Raw genomic sequence first — 21,323 nt, forward strand, 5'->3', positions numbered from 1 at the left:
CTACAATTTTTCTAGTCTATCTCTAAACAATGCTGCATATTCTTTTATCACCATAGTATCGAAATAAGGCTCATTCTCTATTCTTCCAATCACTTGTACTCCTGTCATTTTTTTGATAATACTTTCTGTAGTACTATGCTCATCTCCACTAAAAATAATCACAGGATCAAAACCCTTATTTTTTAACAACTGTATTGTCATTAGCGTATGATTAATACTACCCAAATAGTGTCTGGAAACAACAATTACCTTATACTCCGGTTTTATTAGATCCAGTATTGTTTCGTGATCATTTATGGGTACTAATAATCCGCCTGCTCCTTCTATTACCATATTATTTTTAGTTTCTGGCAATGTAACCGCATCCATAGTAATAGTTACTCCATCTATTTCTGCAGCTGCATGAGGACTCATAGGTGTCTCTAAAGCAAAGCTATTAGGATGAAATTTTGAAATATGATTTGAGACGAGCTCCTTTACTCTATGAGTATCAGCATATGATAAATCTCCAGCTTGTATTGGTTTCCAGTAATCAGCCTCCAGAGCTTCTGTTACAATTGCAGCAGTTATAGTTTTACCTACATCTGTAGAGATTCCGGTTATAAAATAAGTATTCATTAAAAAATAGTATTACAGACGTTACAACGATATTTAGTTTTTTCAAAAAAAGGGAATAGCATATAAAATATATTCTTGCGCGAAGGATCTGCAATTAATATTCTGGTAGATCCACAGTTTACACAAACAATATCACTCCCGTTTTTATCCTTTTCATATACTCTAATCCTATTATGTATCTTTATCGCTTGAGTCAGGTCGTCGTTATGTACAAGCAATTTAATCCCTCCGATAGCTTGACTAATTAAAGGATCAGAATCTATTGTTTTTTCATCCAGAAGCATTACCTGAATACCTTCTGATTCTAATTTGGATTTTGTTATTTGAGCTTCTGTAGAATACGGAAATGTAGCTAGTATGGTATAATTATCGATCATACAATGGAGTAGTTTTAAATAAAGGTAATAAGTAAGTTCAGAACTTGCGATATTTCTTCTTTTGAATTATACGAATGCAGACAAAAACGCAATCGTTCTTGCCCTTCGGGAACAGTAGGTGATAAAATAGGTTTTACATCAAAACCTTTTTGTTGAATTTTTGTTGCCACCTTTTTTACTCGTTTGTTTCCGGATAGGATACAGCAGTGTATCGCAGAATTACTTTTTATAAATAATGAGTTGAGATTTATTTTTTCTACTTCTCGATTGAAAAAGTCTATATTCTCTTTCAGTTTTTTTGTGGCTAAAGTAGTTTCTAACTCTTTATACATTACTAAAATCGATGCTACAGAATGTGGTGGTAATCCTGTAGTATAAATAAAGCTCCTCGCAAAATTAACCAAATAGCTTTTTAATTGTTCTGATCCCAGAATTACTGCTCCGTGGCATCCTAAAGCTTTGCCAAATGTATTGATTCTGGCAAACACCTCGTCTTCCAGTTCTAATTGCTGAAGAAGACCTACACCTTTGTTACCAAACACTCCCGTGGCGTGTGCTTCGTCTACAATCAGGTGATAATTATTTTTGTTACAAAAAGAAACAAATAATCTCAAATCCGGCGTATCTCCATCCATAGAAAACACAGATTCTGTAACAATATATACTTCTTGATCACTACTCGAGTCCGATCTAAGCGATTGTATTTTTTTTTCTATAGCTTCTAATTGATTATGAGCAAACTTATAGGATTTGGCATGACTCATTTGTATACCGTCGCGAATAGAAGCATGAATATACTCATCATACAAAATGATGTCTCCTCGCTGAGGAACAGACGAAAAGAAACCTATATTAGCATCATATCCTGAATTAAATACTAAAGCAGCTGCCGCATTATGAAATGTTGCCAACATTATTTCTACTTCTGTATATAATTCATGATTTCCAGAAAGTAATCTTGATCCTGTTGCCCCGTTTTGATACAGTTCTTTTTGTTCTAAAAAGTGATGCGTTTTCTGAAAAATGGTTTTAGAAGATGCAAATCCTAAATAGTCATTAGAAGAAAAATCTATATGATTACTCTGACCACATAGTGTTCTCAGTGCATTGATACTTTCTCTATTCTGAAGCTTTTTTTGAAGTTTTTTAGGCAGACGATCCATAGTGCTAAAATACGATAATATCACGATCCACCCTTAGTACTATTTATGTGTTTAATTTGCATAATAAAACGATATCTTTTTAACTGATTCTTCAGAATAAAAGTTAATCGTAACTCAAGATATACTGTTTAGACTAACATCCAGAACTAAAGAAAGCTACAGAATTACATTCTGTAGCTTTCTTTAGTTTTTATGAAGAGTTTATTAAAAAGAGTGAAGTCTAATACGATTTGTGATTAAAAAATTCGTATAAATTCATTGAATTATTTTTTCTTTATGCAAGGCAAAAAAATCAAGCATAGCTATAGCTACGGTTTATTTTTTAAACGAAGTAGAAAGGAAAAAGAAACGATGAATATGCGAAATTTTTAGTTATAAATCGTATAAGTCTCTCAATGAGCAAACAATCTTCCTCCAATAGCAGATACAATTTCGTCACTACCATCACCCGTATAATCCATCGAAAAATTATAGCCTTCGCCACCCCAGTTTCTAGGTGTCAATAAAGATTCTAATGACCAACTTTGTCCACTAATCCACTCTCTTTTCAATATCACATTATCAATCGCAGTAATGATTTCATCTTTACCATCAGTATCAGTATCTGCCATCCAAGTAAATGCACTACTACCCCAATTATTTGAAGTAGTATGAGATTTACTTATAAATCGAGTACCCGTAGATTCTTTAATAAAAATCGTTCCATAATATAAAGAAATAATATCATCTTTACCATCACCATTATAATCTCCAGCATAGGTATAATCACCCCCGCCATATTGACCATCAGTTGACCAGGTTTGACTAGAAAATGCATTCCCTCTGGAAATTTTCATATACATCAAGGAGTAATAAGCAGAGGCAATATCAGATTTACCATCACCGGTAAAATCACCAACTAAGGTATAATCACTACCTCCCCAGGCATTATCTACGTTCCAATTGGCATTAATAAACCCTTTTCTATGATTATTCAATTTCATGTAAAAAGTTCCATAATGTGCTGAAGCAATATCAGCAAATCCATCACCGTTAAAATCTCCTGTAAAAGTGTATCCCGAACTCCCATATCTTCCGTCTGTTATCCAAACTTGCGAAGTTGCATTAATAAAGAATCCCCGAGGCAGAGCCATAGGGGTATTCAACGGAAGAAAGTTTTACAATTTAATGAAAACCATCCGTTTTCAAACTTTCCTCTAAAACCTCCGATGCAGAGCATCGGGGAATTCTATTGATTAAAATACCCTATAAACTACGGTTTCTTTGGATTTTGAAACGAGGCGAAAAGAGAATATGTTATCTCAGAAAATTCAAGGAATAAACAGTATTAATAAGTCACTGAATACGAGACAACAGACCATCTTTATCTATTCATAATCTTATCTTCTGCAAGTCACCGTCTCTATTTGGGTAATAATACTCTTAACATCAATATGCCTTACTGGATAAAAGTTCATCAAATTGAAGTGACAATTTTAGGTTAAAAAATAGTAAAACATATACTAGATTTCCTAAATTTATTCTTAATAAGAATGGTACTTAAAAAAACAATTATAAGCTGTGAATATAACTTATACCACTGCATCGACGAGCAGAGAATTAGAAGAAATTCTTCAACTTCAACAACAGAATTTAGCTATCTCAATCTCAAAAGAAGAAAAGAAAAAAGAAGGATTTGTTACTGTACAACATGATATCGAGATTCTCAGTAAAATGAATGGCATTGAACCACATATTATTGCTAAAGATGGTGATACTGTTATTGGCTATACTTTATGTATGACAAAAGATTTTGGTCAGGATATCCCTGTACTCATACCCCTATTCAGAGAAGTTGAGAAGTCTACGTATCGATCTAAAAATTTTATTGTAATGGGTCAGGTTTGTATTGATAAGGGATATCGTGGCCAGGGGGTTTTTAGAGGATTATATCAACATATGAAAAAAAAATTACAGCACACATATGATATATTGATTACAGAAGTGGCAGCAGACAACCTTCGTTCTTTACAGGCTCATCAGGCTATTGGTTTTAAAACTTTAGTCACCCATGAAAATGATGGTATAAAGTGGCATCTTATTCATTGGAACTGGGAATAACCATTTTTGTTTCTGTTTCTTCTAGATCGTATCCAAAATCTTTTCCTTTTTCTACTCGAGAGACGCCCTTAGTCATCCACTTTGGTGCAGGTTCTCTTTTTAAATAATGATCAAAAAACTGCATCATCCTAATCGATAAATCTTGCTTATTCTTTTCTTTTCGTAAATTATGCCCTTCATCATTGTATACCAAAAGCCAGACGGGTTTTTGCAATCTACGCATTCCCATAAACATTTCTATTCCCTGATAATAGGGGACAGCCCCATCATTATCATTATGCATCATTAACAAGGGCGTTTGGATTTTTGGGATACCAAACAATGGAGAATTTTCTATATATAGATCGAACCCATCCCATAAGTTCTTTCCGATTCTACTTTGAGATTTCTCATATTGAAAAGCTCTACTCAATCCGGATTGCCATCGTATGCCACCATATGCAGATGTCATATTGCTTACAGGAGCACCTGCCATAGCAGCCTTAAATTTATTAGTAACTGTTATTAGATATGCTACCTGATATCCTCCCCAGCTCTGCCCCTGAATTGCCATATTCTTACGATCAATATATCCTGACTGTTCTAAAGCTTCTACACCAGAAACAATACAATTATATGCACTCGGCCCTGGTTTACCATCTTCATAAACAATATCCGGAACAAACATTATATAATCATTACTTACCAAATACGATGGATTTACTATGGATGCGCTGGGTCTTGGAGTATAATATCTTCTGTAACTATCTGACCTTTTTTCATAAAAATAAGTAATCAAAGGATATTTTTTTGATGGATCAAAATCTTCTGGTTTATATACAATTCCTTCTAATGGTTTGCCATCATAGGTTTTCCAAGAAAAAAGCTCTGCAGTTCCCCATTTAAATTCTTTTTTATGTGGATTTGCTTCTGTTATCTGAGCTATGGTAGAAAAATTATTATTAGTTACGTGAACATCCTGAAATGTATTGAAATTTTGCTTTCTAAATGTAAATATGGTTCCTTTTTTAGCTTTTCGATATTGATTTATAAAAAACTCTGTTGGTTTGATTTTTTCTTGTAATCTATTATTTTTTAACCCGTATAAACCAGAGGCTTTTGTTTTTTTACTAAAACTTGTAATCATCAATGAACCACCAATATAAGAAGCCATGTTTTTATTTTCCTTGTCTAGCCTTTGAGTTCTGTATTCTGTTTCATTTTTTCTACCATTCCCTGTAATATTAACAGGTATTGATTGAGTAGAAAGAGAAACTTTCCAGATATCGTATTTATCAAAAAGCAATGCATTCCCTTCTTTATCAAATCCTCCAAAACCATATGGATATGGCAACATAGGTCGATCTTCATCTTCATTATAAAACGCAACATCCAGGGTATTGGTTAAGTTTACTTTCTTCGTTGTTGACAAATTTATAGAAAACCAATTTTTGCCGCTCAGGTCATAGTATAATGCATATTTACCATCAGGTGACAAGATAGGGTCTAATCCAGCATTTCTAAGACCTAATCGTTTCTCACCTGTATAGGTATCAATGATATAAAAATCTCCTTTCCAGGGCAGGTTCCAGGAACGTTCGAGATCATTATAGCCTGTAAAACCCAGTATATAACGCTGCTCTTTATTGTTATCAAAGATAAGTTCGTTAATAGTTTCGTCTTGTATATCTACATAGATTTTCTTTGTAGTATCATAGTATGATGTATACGATTTTTTGTTTAACTCATCAAATCGTGATTTTTGTTCTGGTTGTATAATTTTATCCTGCCAGTTCCAGACATCAACTTGTGGTTTTTCATCTTCTAATAAAATAGTATCTTTTGCATATGCCAAAATAGGTTTAGAATTAAAAAAAAGTCTATCACCACTTTCTGAAAAAGAAGGTGATTGATCTTTACTCAACTCCCAATGATCTCTGAGGTTTCTTCCTAATGTATCTATTAATCGAGTAAGTTTTTCATTCGTATAATAGAATACTTCAAATTTCAAGGAATCTACTGCTGTAGAATCTTTTGCAGAAATAAAAGAAAACTGCTTTCCTGTTTTGTCTACCGATAATTTTTCATACACATAATGGCTCGTATCTATTGTTGTTCTAGACTTTGACAATATATCATATTTGTAAACTCCTAGATCTTTTCCTTTTTTCTTTTCATTTTTTAAACTAAAATAAAATGTATCTCCTCTTCTAGGAACAGCAATATCTTTTATGTGATGAATGGTGTCTTTTTTCTTTGTTTTCAGTATGTAAATAAGTGCATAATCCTGTTTAAAAGCTTCTCCAATCTTGTTTTTTAAGGAATCCTTCTTAGCCTTTGTGAGACTATCTTTTTCTTCTTTTTTCTTTTCCTTTTTTTGCTCTTTATATTTTTCTATTACAATCCATCCTTCTTTTTCTTTTGGTATTTCGTATTTTTTTACATTAAGAATAGAATCATATAGTACCTTATTCTTTACATCATAAATGAACAAATCATCTTTTGATCTACTATCATTTTTTTCTTTTTTCTTTTTTTCTTCTCTAAGAACCTCATATTTTGGTTTTCTCTTAAAAATTACAAAGTTTTCATCATTCGTTACAGATGCATCATAACCATTAAAAAAGGTGAATTTCTCTTTATCTTTCGTATTATATATTTCGATATGTCCATCGCCACGTTTGGTAGCAGTCTTTATAGTAGAAACAACTAATTTTCCCGTATTAGAAATTGTAACATCATGAATACTTTTCCATAAATCATAATCATTATGGCTAATAGATTTTTTCTGTGAAAAAATTAGTGTTGTGATGAAGAGAAAAAGCAGAGTGATTATATTCTTAACCATTACGTTGAGTTATCTATTACCAGATTACAATGGAATTATTAACTAAAATCTTATCTTTTTGATTCAGTCAATAATGATTTCATATAAAACTGATATAATTCTTCTGAAATGTATAAAACGTTTTATTTACATATAATCGTTTAACATAATTTTATATATAAAATTTAGTAATATTCTGAAAATATCCAGTAGCTGAGAAAAAAAGAGGATGTTTAAAAATTCAGACATCCTCTTTTTATATTACAGATATTTCAAAAAAAACAAAATGGAATTACACAGAGATAATCATAATTTTCTGAATCTTTTCTCAAAGTATGATATTCGTTATTTATTCTAAAAAATTCAAATGGCAAATGGTATTACTGTATTCCCAAATAAGGGTTATAACTATACGTTTTACTAAAACGTCCTAGCCCATCAAAATACTGATCTACCAAGTGTGCTGGATAGTATGCTAATCCACCAGCTAACAGACCTTGACCTCCTCCATCATTTTTATCATCCCAATTCCAGGGTGCATTAGCAGTCCCATTGCCATAGGATTTTCTGAATGATTTGGCATTGCTAAACAAATTGGTATTAAATCGTTGATCCCACATACCGCCTCTATCAAAAATATTTACTAGTTTATACTTCACATTTCTATCATAAATATTTGAAGGATGTTCGCTAGTTGTTTTACTTGGGTAGTAAACGACATAATCGTTACCACCAGGTTGTAGCTTTGCGTGCGCTTTGATCCCATGTCCTTTGGCTTCTGCCGAAGTTTTAAAACGATTTATGCCATTGTCATTCTTTGTAGTCAAGGTACCATCTATATTTTCATTACCATTAGTAAGCCCGGAATTAGAAGCTTTGTAAGAATAAAAATCTGAGTGAAATACGGTTACAATGCCCAAGGCTTTACCATAGGTAGAGTTGTCTTTTTTAACAACTGTAAGGACTCCCTCAAGATCATTTTCATGTTCATCAATTCTGTACAGAAACCAAACATCTGTCCAGTCTCTAGGATGAAAAAATGCATAGGTGATAAAATAATGCGTAGATGTTTCTACTACAGAATAATAAGATACTGCTTTTCCTTTTCTGGAAGAATTCGAAATGTTATTCCAATTATTCCGCGCATTGAGATCACCATCAAAATCATAACGCGTAATATAATCTGCTTTACCACTCAATCCATGTGAACCTGTATTGTCTACATCTTGATAATGAATAGGCGCATGACGATATGCCAGATCCAGATAGAAATTTTGATTTTTATTTGTTGTTATAAGATCTTCTTCTACTCTCTTTTCGAGAAACAGATCGTCCGATGTTTGGCAACTATACAATAAAACAGAAAGCGCGAAAAGTAATTGTGTTTTTTTCATTTTAACTAAATTTTCAGGTTAGTATATACTGCTAAAAGTATCTTTTTGAAAAAGGCTACATATTAAGAAGGGATTAAGAATTATGACTAAAAGTTATATTATCTTCAAGTAATAAAAACAATAAGAACAACGAGGTTAAATCACTAAAAATAAAGTTATTAAATTCATTTTTGTTATTTAAATGTTATGAAAAAAAAGCAACAAGTGACGGTATGTTTCTAGATCTTTATATTATTATTAGGGTTTCTAAAACCACTATTTTTTGGCGGTAGGATTATCTATTTTCGAGATATAAAATTATAACCACATCACTCATGAAATCTACGAAGAAGTTTGTCTTTTCTATCTTAGGTATTGCAATCATAATTACATTATTATACGTATATGAAGTTCATTTTGATTATCGGTTTACAGAAGTCACCAAAGGAAAAGTATACCGATCTGCCAAGATTCCTCCTGATCAAATTGATGATTACATCAAAAAATATGGAATAAAAACTGTAATTGACCTGAGAATTGGCAATTTAATAGACCCATTGAACCCAAGCTTATCAAAAGACATATCTTCAGAAAAAAAAGCCGTAGAGACTATAAAAGGTGTTAACTATATAAATATCCCGTCACATCAGATTCCTTCTGAGCAGAATCTGCAAATGTTTTATGAAACCCTGGATAAAGAAAATGCTTTTCCTGCTCTAATACATTGTCATCATGGTACTGGTAGAGCGATATTATATAGTGCATTATACCGTATAGAATACGAAGGTCTCTCCAACGAAGAAGCTAGATTACAAACAAAGTTTCCGATATATTTAAGTTCTTTTGACAAAGGTACACCAAAAGGAGAATGGCTTAAAAAATATGACCGCCGCAAAAACACTGAATATGCAGTATCTCCTGATATGATACAAGGTGATAAATCAATTGCTAACTAATTAACTAATTTGATATGAAAATTTTAGTAACAGGTTCCGCAGGGTTTATTGGTTTTCATGTAACTCAAAGATTACTAAAAAACGGACATCAGGTAGTAGGTTTTGACAATCTTAATTCATATTACAATCCTCAATTAAAATACGATCGACTTGCAGAAACAGGAATCCCGTTTCATAAAATAATAGATGCGCGGTTCGTTGAGTCTACTACCCATTCTGGATATCGTTTTATCAAAATGGATCTCACACAGAAAGGCGCATTAATGGATCTGTTCAGATATGAACGTTTTGACACCGTAATCCATCTGGCTGCACAGGCTGGTGTACGTTACAGTATAGAAAATCCTAGTATTTATGTAAAGAGCAATATTGAAGGGTTTCTAAATATTCTTGAAGCCTGCAGACACTACCCTGTTACCCATTTAATTTATGCATCAAGTTCATCTGTATATGGCAACAACAAAAAAGTGCCATTTTCTATTGATGATCGTGTAGATAACCCAGTAAGTTTATATGCCGCCACAAAGAAAAGTAATGAATTAATGGCGTATACGTATAGCCATCTTTTTAAAATCCCTACGACTGGATTACGTTTTTTTACTGTATATGGCCCCTGGGGAAGACCTGATATGGCTCCTTCTCTTTTTACCGATGCCATTATTAATAACAGGTCTATAAATGTTTTTAATAATGGGAATATGGAACGTGATTTTACATATATTGATGATATCGTAGAAGGAATCACCAGAATATCCCAAAAAATTCCTATTTCTGAACCTGAAGAAAAAGCTCCGTATACATTACACAACATAGGGAATAGTAACCCCATTAAATTAATGGATTTTATAACTTCTATTGAGAAAAATCTAAATACGAAAGCAAAAAAGACTTTTCTCCCTATGCAACCGGGAGATGTACAAAAGACCTATGCAGATATTAATAGTTTGACTGAATCCGTAGCGTATTCTCCCTGTACAAGATTAGATGATGGCGTAAAAAAGTTTATAGATTGGTATATTTCCTATATCGTAAAAGATCAATTTAATAACAAAAAGAAAATGACTGTTTAGTCTTTTTTAATCTGTAACAAAAAAGCTTTTTGCAGGATGCTATCTCTGGTATTAGGGTTTAAAAAATCTAGAGATAATCTTGTTATTCTGTGATGGTTAATCTCATATCGATTAGACCATTTTATATTGTTTTGCTGTAAAACTTCCATATGATCTTCGTATATAAACAACCAGCTATCATTTGGTATTTTTTCTGAAACTTCGTTAATATCAATTGTAGGAGTTATCCTTTTGGTATAAAAATCTAAAGACCAGCTTGGTCTCCCTTTTACCATAAAAACCTTGTCCAGTTCAATCTTTTCAGTTGTAATAATTTTGGCTACATTATTACCTGCCTGATACAATAAAAGTCTTGGGTAAAACTGAGTATTCAGACAGAAATTTATAAAAATCATAAAGTAAACAGAGATCATTAGCAATCTTCTTACACTATGCATTTCTGACGTAATGATATAACATAAACCTGCAAATAATAGTAGATAACATAAGATGATCCCAACATGAGGCATCGAAAAAGCCCAAAAAATCAGAAATAACACCAGGATACTTCCTGCTATCAATATAATATATTGTGCTTTTAGTATAATACCAACAATTTTTAGTTTGTTGTTTTCATATAATTGAATGATATATCCGCCTATTAATACCGATAGAACCGGAAGTAAGCTATTGAGATAATGTGGTAATTTAAATTTTGAAAAACTAATTACTACCATCACTAATAGAAACCCTACTGAGGTTAATATCTCTACTCCTGATCTAAACTTGAACTTTAACCGCCATAGTTGGTTTATTTTCGAAAACAATGCCAGATATGCAATCAATGACCAAGGTAAAAACGCCCATAATACGGTATGAAAAAAGAAAAAATAATCTGGGCTGGTTTCCTCAAAACCAGCAGCTGTTAATCGGTTAAAACTCTGATCCCATAAGATGAATTTAATCCCCGAAATATTAGATTGCCCATTAATTATCTTTTCAGGATGAAGATCAAACTGCATATAATACGCATACAAAACCGGTAATATTGCGCAGATAAAAGCCATAATCCCTACAACTGTTTTCCAGGACCAAATCACTTTCCAGGATCGACTATAAATGAGATAACTTAGGATACACACCCCTGCCACAAAAACTCCTAACTGCCCTTTTGTAGAAAAAGCAATTGCCACACCAATGCTTCCCAAAATAGCATTTATCAGTTTACTATAGTTTATATATAGCACTAATTGCCACATCCCAAAAATTGTAGCACCTGTGAGCACCGCATCAGTTCTTACATCATGATTAGCCAAAAAAATGGCTTGAGCAGACAAAAAAGCCAGTGATGCAATATGAGACGCTTTATCTCCATAAAATTCTTTTGCTAATCGGTTACAGGAATAAGCGCCCAGAACTGTAAACAAAAGAGCTGGAATACGATATGCCCAATGAGAAATTCCAAAAATTTTAAATGACAACGCAGCTAACCAAAAGTGCATATGTGGTTTATCCAAATAGTCTTGACCTGCCTTGTAAATATTTAGAAAATCATTCTCCAGATACATACGCATTGCCATAGTGGCATGTTGTGCAGAATCATTTTCCATTAAGGGAATCCATAAGCCTGATAAGTAAACAGCACTTAGTAATATATATAGTAGTAAGTAATCTTTTTTTAAAAGAAATGCGTCCATTCAGAATTTGAGGGTAAAATTTATGACACCCCTGCTAATTCATGTAAAAATACCAATAGAATATTGCATAAAATAAAAACTAAGGCTGACTTAACAATTTTATAAATCTAATGCTATTCCTTATCAATTTGATATCAATTTACAAATATTCAATTGATCTAAGCAGTATAAATTAGCTATTCTAAGCTATTCAATTATGAAATCCTCCATATTACTATCTATTGTTATCCCTCTATATAATGAAGAAGGGAATACCAGTTTACTGACCGAAGCAATAGAAAGAGCCTTAAAAGACTATCGGTATGAGATCATATATATTGACGATTTCTCTACAGACAATACCAGACACGAGATCAAACTATTACACAATCCCTCTGTTGCGCTTATTGAGCTTAAAAGAAACTATGGGCAGAGTTCTGCTTTGGCAGCGGGAATAGCATATGCAAAAGGAGATTATGTTGTCACTATGGATGGAGATATGCAAAACGACCCTGCTGATATCCCGATGATGTTAGAAACAGCAATTCGAGAGGATTGTGATCTGGTTACTGGTATTCGACAAAAAAGAAAAGATAATTTTATCAAAACCCTACCTTCAAAAATTGCCAATTTTATTATTAGAAAAGCGACCCAATTCCATATCACTGATGCTGGATGTGCTCTAAAAGTAATGACCGCAGAAACAGCAAAAAACATTCCTCTTTATGGAGAACTACATCGTTTTATCGCATTAAACGCACACATTGATGGAGCAAGAATCACACAAGTCCCTGTAAAACATCATGCAAGAAAATTTGGAGTTTCAAAATATGGGTTAGGGAGAACATTTAAGGTAATGAATGATCTTTTATTAATTCTTTTTCAACGTAAGTACCTGCAAAAACCCTTGTATTTGTTTGGTAACATGGGAATGCTCTTCTTTGGCACAGGAATGCTGATCAATATATATCTGATCAGTATCAAACTTATGGGCGAAGATATCGGAACAAGACCTTTATTACTATTAGGTATTTTACTAATACTTGTGGGAATCCAGTTTTTTACCATTGGTATCGTTACAGATCTTTTGATGAGAACTTATTATGAATCTCAAAATAAGAAACCATATAATATCAGAAAAATTATCACTTTTGAAAAAAAAGAAAAAACACCTATTCTCCACGTTTCTTAAGATAGGAGTTACTATTTTTTTACTATATCTCGTTTTTACTAAAATTCCTTTTACAAAGGTTTGGGATATTCTGAAGCATGCCAATATAACACTGCTTTTAATGGCATTGTTTTGTTTTGTTTTATCTCAATGGATATCAGCAGAAAGGCTTTCAGTTTTATTTAGATCCGTTAACTTCTTTTTGACCCCCAGAAGCAATCATATTCTGTACCTCATCGGGATGTTTTATAACTTCTTTATTCCCGGAGGCATAGGCGGTGACGCTTATAAAATTTACATCCTCCATAAAGAATTCAACTGGTCTGTAAAAAAGCTTTCTGCAGCTGTTTTTGTAGATCGATTTATGGGGCTAACGGCTATAGGCATATTGATCTGTATATTTTCCTTTTTTGTTCCAGGTTTTTTTAAAGAAATGCGACAATGGTTTTTGCCATTATTACTCAGTATAAGTATAACCGCATCTTATTTTTTTGTGAAACGACTATTCCCCTCGTTCTTTTCTGTTTTTACTAAAACAATAATACAATCTATCGCAGTGCAGTTGCTACAGTGTATTTGTATAGTTATATTATTAGAAAGTATTACGAATACACATAACCACCTTATTTATATTACTGTTTTTCTAATTTCTTCGGTTGTATCTGTTTTTTCTTTTTCGGGAATTGGAATTCGTGAAATGATCTTTTATCAGGCTGCAATCTTATTTGTTTTTGATTCTACTGTTGCTGTCACTATAGGATTACTGTTTTCAGTGATGACCGCATTTGTTTCTTTATTCGGAATTCTTTTCCAATTCAAAAACCCCAAACTATATATAAAAACAATTAATTCAATGCTGCTTTGAATTGTATAATTTGAAACTAGCACATATTGATAGCAAATGAATGGTAGCCTCTATAAGAAATGCTAAGAATAATAAAGATCGGTATATCATTACTTTCTAAAAAAAACACATCTTCGGATCTCTTAATGTATTGAAACATTCTGAAAAAAGTGTAGGGGCAACTGTTGCTAGTGTTGCTTTAAAAGCTACTGCCAAAAAATCGTTGTACATCATATACTCACGCATTGTCTGTAACACACCTAATTAGAAAATCGAACAGCTTTATGATATCTACATCCCTATACAGGAGATAGTTACACAAAAACAACAACAATTTATGCTTGAGGGAGTTATAAAAAATTTTGAATCCATCCTAAATCCACTAGATTTGTAAATAACATACATTAATTAAAAAACAAGTACTAAAAATGAAAAATCAGTTACTATATCTTTTTATATCATTATTGTCAATGTCTATTTTTAGTCAAAGTAAATATTCTATAATATATGAAGCGGATGCCAATGGAAAGTTAATATCTGGGAATATAAATGACTTAAAAACTGTTGTTCAGAATGGAAATCCCATAAGAGTTGGATGGGTCTTAAAATTACAAAATGAGAAAGGAGAAATTAAAGAATTAGAACATTGGACGGATACAAAGTTTTTAACCATAATAGATGACAATATATACGCTCAGATACACTCAATTTATCAGCAAATGACAGATTTTAATAACCCAGAAGGAGCATTAAAATTTTTAGACAATCAACCAGATGGATGGGTTGCAATTATAAGCACTTCTGGAATCATGAGACAAAAATATGCTGATATCTTAAAATGGACTGAAGGTATGTCTAAAGAAGAAATTAGTGAGATGGTAAAAGAAATGGAAACTTCAAGGGTACGAACTAAATGGGCGACTATTGAATAAAAACGAATGTTTAACATTATATTTCATGAAATCAGAGCAATTTAGTACCATATAAAGAAACTATATTAATTTCTTAAGATAACGTCAATTTTAAGACTTAAAAAAAACAGAGCTTAAAATCAGGTTAAACACTAAAAATAAAGAAATTTGAACGAAATTTAACTAAAATTGACGTTCGTCAGAATAATGAATCCAAATGAGTGATTTTGTCACATATTTAGAAAAACAGATTAAGCTATCATTTCGAGAAAGACAATCGATAATTGATTTCACAAAGAAAAAAAAATTATTGAAAAATGAAGTTTTTATTCAGCAAGGAAGAATTTGTAACAAACTTGCTTATTTAGAAAATGGAGCTTTTCGAATGTTTTATACAACAGATAGTGGAGATGAAGTCAATACTGAGTTTATTGTTTCAAAAGGCTTTATTACAGATTACATTAGTTTTCTAAAAAAGGAAGCTTGCTCTGTGACCATTTCGGCAATAGAAGATTCTGAAATTTCTATAATAGACACAAATTGGCTGGACAAATCTCTGCTTAGAAAGCTAGCAATGCTTGGAAAAAATTATATTCAAAAAAAATGCCTCCCAGTGCTATTGGATTATCAAATTATTGTTGCAGAAAAACCAGCTTTACGGTATCAAATGTTTGAAAATAAGTACCCAGAATATATACAAAGAATTCCTCAAAAACATATTGCTAGTTACTTAAAAATAAGACCTGAAACATTAAGCAGAATTAAACGAAAATTTATTGATTTAAATCAACTTAAATCTTAATAATCAATTTTAATTTTACTCTATTAATAATACTAAAAAATTAAAATTATGCCATTTGTTAATGTCAGAACATTTAAAGGAGCACTTTCTAATCAAGAAAGAAAAGAACTTCAAACCAAGATCACAGACTTATTAATAGAATATGAAGGAAAAGGAAACCCTGAATTCAAAAAATTTGTATGGGTTATGTTAGAAGAAGAAGAGCCTAAAAACTGGATGATTGGAGGAACTACCATTTCTGATGTCTTGGATAACAATCTTACATATAAACAAAATTATCTTGCCAACCTCTCGGAAAAGTAGAAATTATTATTTCTAACACTTTAGAAAACATAGGGCAATTTATACCATTTTTGCTTTAAAATTACCCAAATAAAATACAGTTGTTTTTTCTTTAGGTAAAAAAGAAAAGTTCAGCATAGCCTAAGCCCTACGGTTAATTTTTATTTTGAAGCATAAGGGAAAAGAACAAATTTTAGTGAGTAATTTTAAGGTAGAAATGGTATAAGAAATCGCATAACCAAAAGACATAATCGAATCTATCCTTTAAAAACAAAAATCCCTATTAATGATTATTAACAGGGATTTTGTAATATGGATATTGTAATTACGAATTAGTCAGCTAAAACGATTACTTTATTATCTTTCATTTCGATAGTTCCAGAATTTATAGAAAGTAATGTTACTCCATTATCTTTCACAAATTTCTCAGCAACCTCTTCCTCTATATTCATATCGCCATATATCTTTATAGTACCTTTGGCAAGTAAAGAAACAATAGGTGCGTGATTATCTAACATCTGAAACTCTCCATTTACACCTGGCACTGCAACAGAGGTTACATCACCACTAAATAATACTGATTCTGGAGTTACTATTTCTAAATACATATGTATCGTTGTTTGTTATTCATTGTTAGTCGATAATTATTTAGAACTACTTTTTCTAAAAACTATCAAACTAGTAACAATTCACTAAATTATGCCTCGGCTAACATTTTCTCACCAGCTTCGATAGCTTCTTCAATCGTACCTTTAAGGTTAAATGCCGCTTCTGGCAAGTGATCCAACTCACCATCCATAATCATGGTAAATGCCTTGATTGTATCTTTGATATCTACCAAACACCCTGGAATACCTGTAAATTGCTCTGCTACGTGGAATGGCTGAGAAAGGAAACGTTGTACACGACGCGCACGTCCTACTGCTAGTTTATCTTCTTCTGATAATTCTTCCATACCAAGTATCGCAATAATATCTTGTAATTCTTTATAACGCTGTAATAGCTCTTTTACTCGTTGCGCACAGTTATAGTGCTCATCTCCCAAAATATCAGCTGTAAGAATTCTCGATGTCGAATCTAATGGATCCACCGCTGGATAAATACCTAGCTCAGCAATCTTACGAGATAATACTGTTGTGGCATCCAAGTGAGCAAAAGTTGTTGCTGGTGCTGGATCTGTTAAATCATCAGCAGGTACATAAACCGCCTGTACAGATGTAATAGATCCTTTCTTAGTAGAAGTAATACGCTCCTGCATCACACCCATCTCAGTTGCCAATGTTGGCTGATATCCTACCGCAGATGGCATACGCCCCAGTAATGCTGATACCTCAGAACCTGCTTGTGTAAATCGGAAGATATTATCTACAAAGAAAAGTACATCCTTTCCTTGCCCATCGCCAGCTCCATCACGGAAATATTCCGCAATCGTAAGACCTGATAATGCCACACGAGCACGTGCTCCTGGTGGCTCATTCATTTGTCCGAATACAAAAGTAGCTTTAGACTCTTTCATTATTTTTTTATCCACCTTAGAAAGATCCCATCCTCCTTCTTCCATAGAATGCATAAAATCATCGCCATATTTGATAATTCCTGATTCTAACATCTCACGAAGTAAATCATTCCCTTCACGTGTTCTTTCACCTACTCCTGCAAATACAGAAAGTCCACCGTGACCTTTTGCAATATTATTAATCAATTCCTGAATCAATACTGTTTTACCAACTCCTGCTCCTCCAAATAATCCAATTTTCCCTCCTTTTGCATAGGGCTCAATAAGATCAATTACTTTGATCCCTGTAAACAAAACTTCTGTAGATGTCGATAAATCTTCAAATTTAGGTGCCTGACGGTGAATAGAAAGACCGTTATTTCCTGATTTAGGAAGATCTCCAAGACCATCAATTGCATCACCAATTACATTAAATAGACGTCCGTATACATCTCCACCGATTGGCATCTGGATTGGAGATCCTGTTGCAACGGCTTCTACACCTCTACTTAATCCATCACTGGAATCCATTGCGATAGTACGCACAGTATCTTCTCCAATGTGAGACTGAATCTCTAACACCAGTTTGCTACCGTCTGCTTTATTAATTTCTAACGAATCGTAAATTTTTGGTAATTCAGCACCGGCTGCGAATTCTACATCGATAACCGGACCTACAATTTGTGATACTTTACCCGTAACTTGAGACATTATATAACTATTTAATGTTTAGTATTTAACTATTTAAAAAGACCCCTATTTCCTTACTTATAAATACGACCTTTTTTCAGGCTGCAAATATAGGTTTTTAAAATGAAAAAAATGGCGTCTTTTATTTTGTTTTTTAATTGCAAAAAACACAAGACTTTTTACACCCCAAAAACAGCCTGTTTAAGAGAACTACATTTGATTTTGAGATCATTAAATAATAATAATCGAATATGTATGTTTTTTATTTTCAAGGATAGTTTACATATACAATAGAACACAATTCATAAACGATACACTTAAAACACAGAAAAATATTTGATCAAATGCTGTTTTTTGATCTTATGTCATTTCATATAAATCAGAACAATAATTTAATGAATAGTAATCAGTATTAACTATCAGATAATATACAATACAAACGTACACAATTATGAGATTCGCAACTATTCTCTAATTGACTTTTATAAGAAGTAGTTCTTTATCCAGAAAATCTCTTAAAGATACGTCCTCTGGTAGACGTAATTTTGATTTTGCCCGATATCTGGCTGTTTTAACAGTATTAGAATTAACATTTAATAAATTAGCTGAGTCTTTTACAGAAAAACCTAGTTTTACTAACAAACAATGCCTTATATCAGTTTTAGAAAGTTCCGGACAAAACTCTTTAAGCTGCATTACCAAACCTGGGTATTGAGATTCTATCCGTCTGGGCAACGTATTACCTGATTCATTATTTCTCAAAAACTGATCAAATGATTTTATTGGTTTCTTTAATTTCTCAGGAATATCGTCCTCAATAGCGGTTTTAAACTCATCCCGAATCTCCATAAGTCCATCCATTTTTTTTGTGATCCCGATCAATGTGGCAGAAAGCTCATCTTCTCTTAATTTAATATGATTTTGTAATATTTTTTTCTCATCTTTCTTTAAATTTTTAGCTTGATTTTTTTTATGATAATGGATAAAAGCAATACTTCCGAATATCAGAGCTACTACCCCAAGAAATAAACTAATAATATAATATTTTTGTCTACCATTGGCTTTGGATAATTTGTATTCTTTGAGTTTTATTTTCTTATTTTCTTTAGCCACTTCAATAGCCTCTAATTTAGTTTCATAAAATTCTGTATAAATCTTTTTTTCAAGATTCCTTATACTATCAACCATGTGATTTTTTTGATTGTTATAATAAAGAGCAGAATCTTTTTTACCCATTTCTATGTAATAACTGGTAAGATATCCATATAATTTAGGAAGGTCATTCGGTGGAGATTTTTTAATAGCTTTTCTCATCATATGAATGGCTTTTTTAAGCTGTCCCAATTTTGCATAAGGAAGCGACGAAAATTGATAATGATTTACCAATCCTGTAGGCCAATATTTTTTCAATAGATTAAAATTAGCCTTTAGTGAATCTATTGATTTTTGATACTCCTGTTTATAATAATAATTATGTGACTGAAACACTTTAGCATAAACATAATGTAAACTATCCTGATTTTGAGAGGATTCTCGAATAACATCATCTAATAGAGGCTTACTATACTCCGGTTTTTCTAGAGATTGATAGGCAATAGCTAACGAAACCTTCATAACATTTTTGGATCTGACATTTACATGAATAGTATCTTTGATAACTTTTTGAATTTGTTTAATCACCAAATCATATTGCCCTTTATACAGATAACAATCAGCAATTACCTGGTTTAATTTAAAGTTAACCTTAGAATCCTTTTCATTATATAACCGTATAGCATCAACATTGTATGGCAAAGCATATTCTGGCAAGTAAAACTTATACAATAATATGTATCCCATTGCCCTCAAATATTCTAAATGTAGCTTGGTATCGGGATATAGTTTTTGATATTTATCAAATTGTCTGCTATAGCTAAATATGCTATCAATATTAGGGTGAGCATAATAATAACGTAGGATTTCTATATGCGGTCTTAAAATCCCTCTCTTATACCCTATTTTTTTTGATTCTTCCAGTACATTTTGATAAGAACTGTAGTCTCTATTGCTATAATTCGACCTATCCAATTGCATAAGACTATCAATCTTTTTACCTAACTGTAATGTATCTAGTTGAGCAAAAGATAGGAAACAATAAAATTGAAAGAATAAAAAAAATAATCGTCTCATAGATTTATTTTATACGCCAAATTGTCTAATAAATAAACGTTTATTAAACCAATAACCCTACTCATAATTGTTAAATTATAACAAAAAAATTCGTCATTTTTCAAGAAAAAAAATCGACAAAACAACTGCTTACCTTTTGATATCCTCATATGATGACCTTTTGATGACCTCTTTTTTATCAATATTATTCCAAATCTATTTAATTTTGAAACGACAATTTTATTCAGACCGGTCGAACAATTGTTTTAACACTAAATTATATGCTAAAAACTGATACAGAAATTGGTTGGCATATGTTATAAATATTAATAACTTAAAATCTAATAAAAAAATGAAAACTAACAAAATTAATATACTAGTAATTCTTATTGCGATTATTTCTTTTGCTTCCTGCGAAAAGGAAGAGACAAACTTAGAACCATTATCCGTAGAAGCTGAAATTGCTGAATTCGAAAATTTTATAAAAGAATCTGGATCTGATGAAGGAGATGGTGGAAATTCTGGAGAACAAGTATCAAATTGCACTATCGATGGGCTTTTTGATCGTGTGACAAGAATAGGGCATTTTGTTGGAGTAAATGGATCTGTTTCTCAATATGGTGCTGATGCTTCAGCGACATGGACTATAAATGGTACTGTGTTCATTCCCAGAAGACCTACATTCATAAATATTAATAATCATATTTCTCAACCAGGTACTATAGAAGTATGCTTTACAGTTGTTTCTACAGATTGTGGTACCGTAAAAAAATGTAGTCCGATAGATTTTCAGGGATAACATTCTTGATCATGTGATCCTTCATCAAATATAATTAATACTTACGGGTATCAGTAGAAATCC

The 21,323-nt window shown here is 32.2% G+C and carries 19 protein-coding genes; 9 read left to right on the forward strand and 10 right to left on the reverse strand.

Annotated elements, in window-relative coordinates; genetic code table 11:
- From bioD to F0000_RS12855, 4 genes are all read right to left on the reverse strand, one after another.
- Positions 1–618, reverse strand: a complete 618-nt coding sequence (gene bioD / locus F0000_RS12840; protein ID WP_149625125.1) for a dethiobiotin synthase — start codon at positions 616–618, stop codon at positions 1–3.
- Complete coding sequence (locus F0000_RS12845) at positions 618–995, reverse strand: DUF2007 domain-containing protein (protein ID WP_149625126.1); 378 nt, start codon at positions 993–995, stop codon at positions 618–620. The genes bioD and F0000_RS12845 overlap by 1 nt, the downstream gene beginning before the upstream one ends.
- A 14-nt stretch (positions 996–1,009) precedes the next feature.
- Positions 1,010–2,158 carry a pyridoxal phosphate-dependent aminotransferase family protein gene (locus F0000_RS12850; RefSeq protein WP_149625127.1) on the reverse strand — a complete coding sequence of 383 codons (1,149 nt, stop codon included), beginning with the start codon at positions 2,156–2,158 and terminating at the stop codon, positions 1,010–1,012.
- A 392-nt stretch (positions 2,159–2,550) separates the two neighbouring features.
- Positions 2,551–3,303 (reverse strand): VCBS repeat-containing protein, encoded by a 753-nt coding sequence (locus tag F0000_RS12855; protein ID WP_149625128.1) that lies wholly within the window; start codon positions 3,301–3,303, stop codon positions 2,551–2,553.
- Between the two features lie 415 nt (positions 3,304–3,718).
- Here F0000_RS12855 and F0000_RS12860 point away from each other — a divergent pair, with 415 nt between their 5' ends.
- A complete protein-coding gene (locus F0000_RS12860; RefSeq protein ID WP_255452712.1) occupies positions 3,719–4,258 on the forward strand; it encodes a GNAT family N-acetyltransferase in 540 nt (179 codons plus the stop codon).
- Here the strand turns inward: F0000_RS12860 and F0000_RS12865 are convergent.
- Complete coding sequence (locus tag F0000_RS12865; protein ID WP_188112114.1) at positions 4,236–7,085, reverse strand: prolyl oligopeptidase family serine peptidase; 2,850 nt, start codon at positions 7,083–7,085, stop codon at positions 4,236–4,238. The two genes, F0000_RS12860 and F0000_RS12865, sit on opposite strands and share 23 nt — an antisense overlap.
- Before the next feature lie 359 nt (positions 7,086–7,444).
- A complete protein-coding gene (locus F0000_RS12870; RefSeq protein WP_149625130.1) occupies positions 7,445–8,458 on the reverse strand; it encodes a hypothetical protein in 1,014 nt (337 codons plus the stop codon).
- Between the two features lie 314 nt (positions 8,459–8,772).
- Between F0000_RS12870 and F0000_RS12875 the strand changes: the two genes are divergently transcribed.
- Both F0000_RS12875 and F0000_RS12880 read left to right on the forward strand, forming a co-directional pair.
- On the forward strand, positions 8,773–9,393 hold the full coding sequence (locus F0000_RS12875; RefSeq protein ID WP_149625131.1) for a dual specificity protein phosphatase family protein: 621 nt from the start codon (positions 8,773–8,775) through the stop codon (positions 9,391–9,393).
- Positions 9,394–9,407: 14 nt separating this feature from the next.
- Entirely contained in the window at positions 9,408–10,463 is a 1,056-nt protein-coding gene (locus tag F0000_RS12880; RefSeq protein ID WP_149625132.1) for an NAD-dependent epimerase, read from the forward strand.
- Here F0000_RS12880 and F0000_RS12885 read toward each other — a convergent pair.
- On the reverse strand, positions 10,460–12,139 hold the full coding sequence (locus F0000_RS12885; protein ID WP_149625133.1) for a glycosyltransferase family 39 protein: 1,680 nt from the start codon (positions 12,137–12,139) through the stop codon (positions 10,460–10,462). The genes F0000_RS12880 and F0000_RS12885 overlap by 4 nt on opposite strands.
- A gap of 196 nt (positions 12,140–12,335) precedes the next feature.
- On the opposite strand from F0000_RS12885, the gene F0000_RS12890 reads away from it, so the two are divergent.
- From F0000_RS12890 to F0000_RS12910, 5 genes are all read left to right on the forward strand, one after another.
- A complete protein-coding gene (locus tag F0000_RS12890; protein WP_149625134.1) occupies positions 12,336–13,310 on the forward strand; it encodes a glycosyltransferase family 2 protein in 975 nt (324 codons plus the stop codon).
- On the forward strand, positions 13,270–14,154 hold the full coding sequence (locus F0000_RS12895) for a lysylphosphatidylglycerol synthase transmembrane domain-containing protein (RefSeq protein WP_188112115.1): 885 nt from the start codon (positions 13,270–13,272) through the stop codon (positions 14,152–14,154). The genes F0000_RS12890 and F0000_RS12895 overlap by 41 nt, the downstream gene beginning before the upstream one ends.
- 407 nt (positions 14,155–14,561) lie before the next feature.
- Entirely contained in the window at positions 14,562–15,065 is a 504-nt protein-coding gene (locus tag F0000_RS12900) for a hypothetical protein (protein ID WP_149625136.1), read from the forward strand.
- A gap of 289 nt (positions 15,066–15,354) precedes the next feature.
- Positions 15,355–15,846, forward strand: a complete 492-nt coding sequence (locus tag F0000_RS12905) for a Crp/Fnr family transcriptional regulator (RefSeq protein ID WP_188112116.1) — start codon at positions 15,355–15,357, stop codon at positions 15,844–15,846.
- 48 nt (positions 15,847–15,894) lie between these two features.
- Positions 15,895–16,149, forward strand: coding sequence for a 4-oxalocrotonate tautomerase family protein (locus tag F0000_RS12910; protein ID WP_149625138.1), 255 nt, complete (start codon positions 15,895–15,897; stop codon positions 16,147–16,149).
- Between the two features lie 311 nt (positions 16,150–16,460).
- Here the strand turns inward: F0000_RS12910 and F0000_RS12915 are convergent, their stop codons facing one another.
- The 3 genes from F0000_RS12915 to F0000_RS12925 all read right to left on the reverse strand — a co-directional run bounded on the left by F0000_RS12915 (position 16,461) and on the right by F0000_RS12925 (position 20,482).
- Positions 16,461–16,736, reverse strand: a complete 276-nt coding sequence (locus tag F0000_RS12915) for a F0F1 ATP synthase subunit epsilon (RefSeq protein ID WP_149625139.1) — start codon at positions 16,734–16,736, stop codon at positions 16,461–16,463.
- A gap of 89 nt (positions 16,737–16,825) precedes the next feature.
- Positions 16,826–18,334, reverse strand: coding sequence for a F0F1 ATP synthase subunit beta (atpD, locus tag F0000_RS12920; RefSeq protein WP_149625140.1), 1,509 nt, complete (start codon positions 18,332–18,334; stop codon positions 16,826–16,828).
- A gap of 450 nt (positions 18,335–18,784) precedes the next feature.
- The gene (locus tag F0000_RS12925) at positions 18,785–20,482 is read right to left on the reverse strand and encodes a M48 family metallopeptidase (RefSeq protein WP_149625141.1); all 1,698 of its coding nucleotides are present in this window, start codon (positions 20,480–20,482) and stop codon (positions 18,785–18,787) included.
- A gap of 331 nt (positions 20,483–20,813) precedes the next feature.
- On the opposite strand from F0000_RS12925, the gene F0000_RS12930 reads away from it, so the two are divergent.
- Complete coding sequence (locus F0000_RS12930) at positions 20,814–21,260, forward strand: hypothetical protein (protein WP_149625142.1); 447 nt, start codon at positions 20,814–20,816, stop codon at positions 21,258–21,260.
- Positions 21,261–21,323 lie beyond the last annotated feature (63 nt).

Origin of the sequence: Aquimarina sp. RZ0, assembly GCF_008370685.1 — a bacterium.
Lineage (GTDB): Bacteria > Bacteroidota > Bacteroidia > Flavobacteriales > Flavobacteriaceae > Aquimarina.

Bases quoted from the DNA above. Each gene is read 5' to 3' on its own strand.
- bioD (WP_149625125.1), bottom strand. From the start codon at position 618: ATGAATACTTATTTTATAACCGGAATCTCTACAGATGTAGGTAAAACT.
- F0000_RS12845 (WP_149625126.1), bottom strand. From the start codon at position 995: ATGATCGATAATTATACCATACTAGCTACATTTCCGTATTCTACAGAA.
- F0000_RS12850 (WP_149625127.1), bottom strand. From the start codon at position 2,158: ATGGATCGTCTGCCTAAAAAACTTCAAAAAAAGCTTCAGAATAGAGAA.
- F0000_RS12865 (WP_188112114.1), bottom strand. From the start codon at position 7,085: ATGGTTAAGAATATAATCACTCTGCTTTTTCTCTTCATCACAACACTA.
- F0000_RS12870 (WP_149625130.1), bottom strand. From the start codon at position 8,458: ATGAAAAAAACACAATTACTTTTCGCGCTTTCTGTTTTATTGTATAGT.
- F0000_RS12875 (WP_149625131.1), top strand. From the start codon at position 8,773: ATGAAATCTACGAAGAAGTTTGTCTTTTCTATCTTAGGTATTGCAATC.
- F0000_RS12880 (WP_149625132.1), top strand. From the start codon at position 9,408: ATGAAAATTTTAGTAACAGGTTCCGCAGGGTTTATTGGTTTTCATGTA.
- F0000_RS12885 (WP_149625133.1), bottom strand. From the start codon at position 12,139: ATGGACGCATTTCTTTTAAAAAAAGATTACTTACTACTATATATATTA.
- F0000_RS12890 (WP_149625134.1), top strand. From the start codon at position 12,336: ATGAAATCCTCCATATTACTATCTATTGTTATCCCTCTATATAATGAA.
- F0000_RS12900 (WP_149625136.1), top strand. From the start codon at position 14,562: ATGAAAAATCAGTTACTATATCTTTTTATATCATTATTGTCAATGTCT.
- F0000_RS12910 (WP_149625138.1), top strand. From the start codon at position 15,895: ATGCCATTTGTTAATGTCAGAACATTTAAAGGAGCACTTTCTAATCAA.
- F0000_RS12915 (WP_149625139.1), bottom strand. From the start codon at position 16,736: ATGTATTTAGAAATAGTAACTCCAGAATCAGTATTATTTAGTGGTGAT.
- atpD (WP_149625140.1), bottom strand. From the start codon at position 18,334: ATGTCTCAAGTTACGGGTAAAGTATCACAAATTGTAGGTCCGGTTATC.
- F0000_RS12925 (WP_149625141.1), bottom strand. From the start codon at position 20,482: ATGAGACGATTATTTTTTTTATTCTTTCAATTTTATTGTTTCCTATCT.
- F0000_RS12930 (WP_149625142.1), top strand. From the start codon at position 20,814: ATGAAAACTAACAAAATTAATATACTAGTAATTCTTATTGCGATTATT.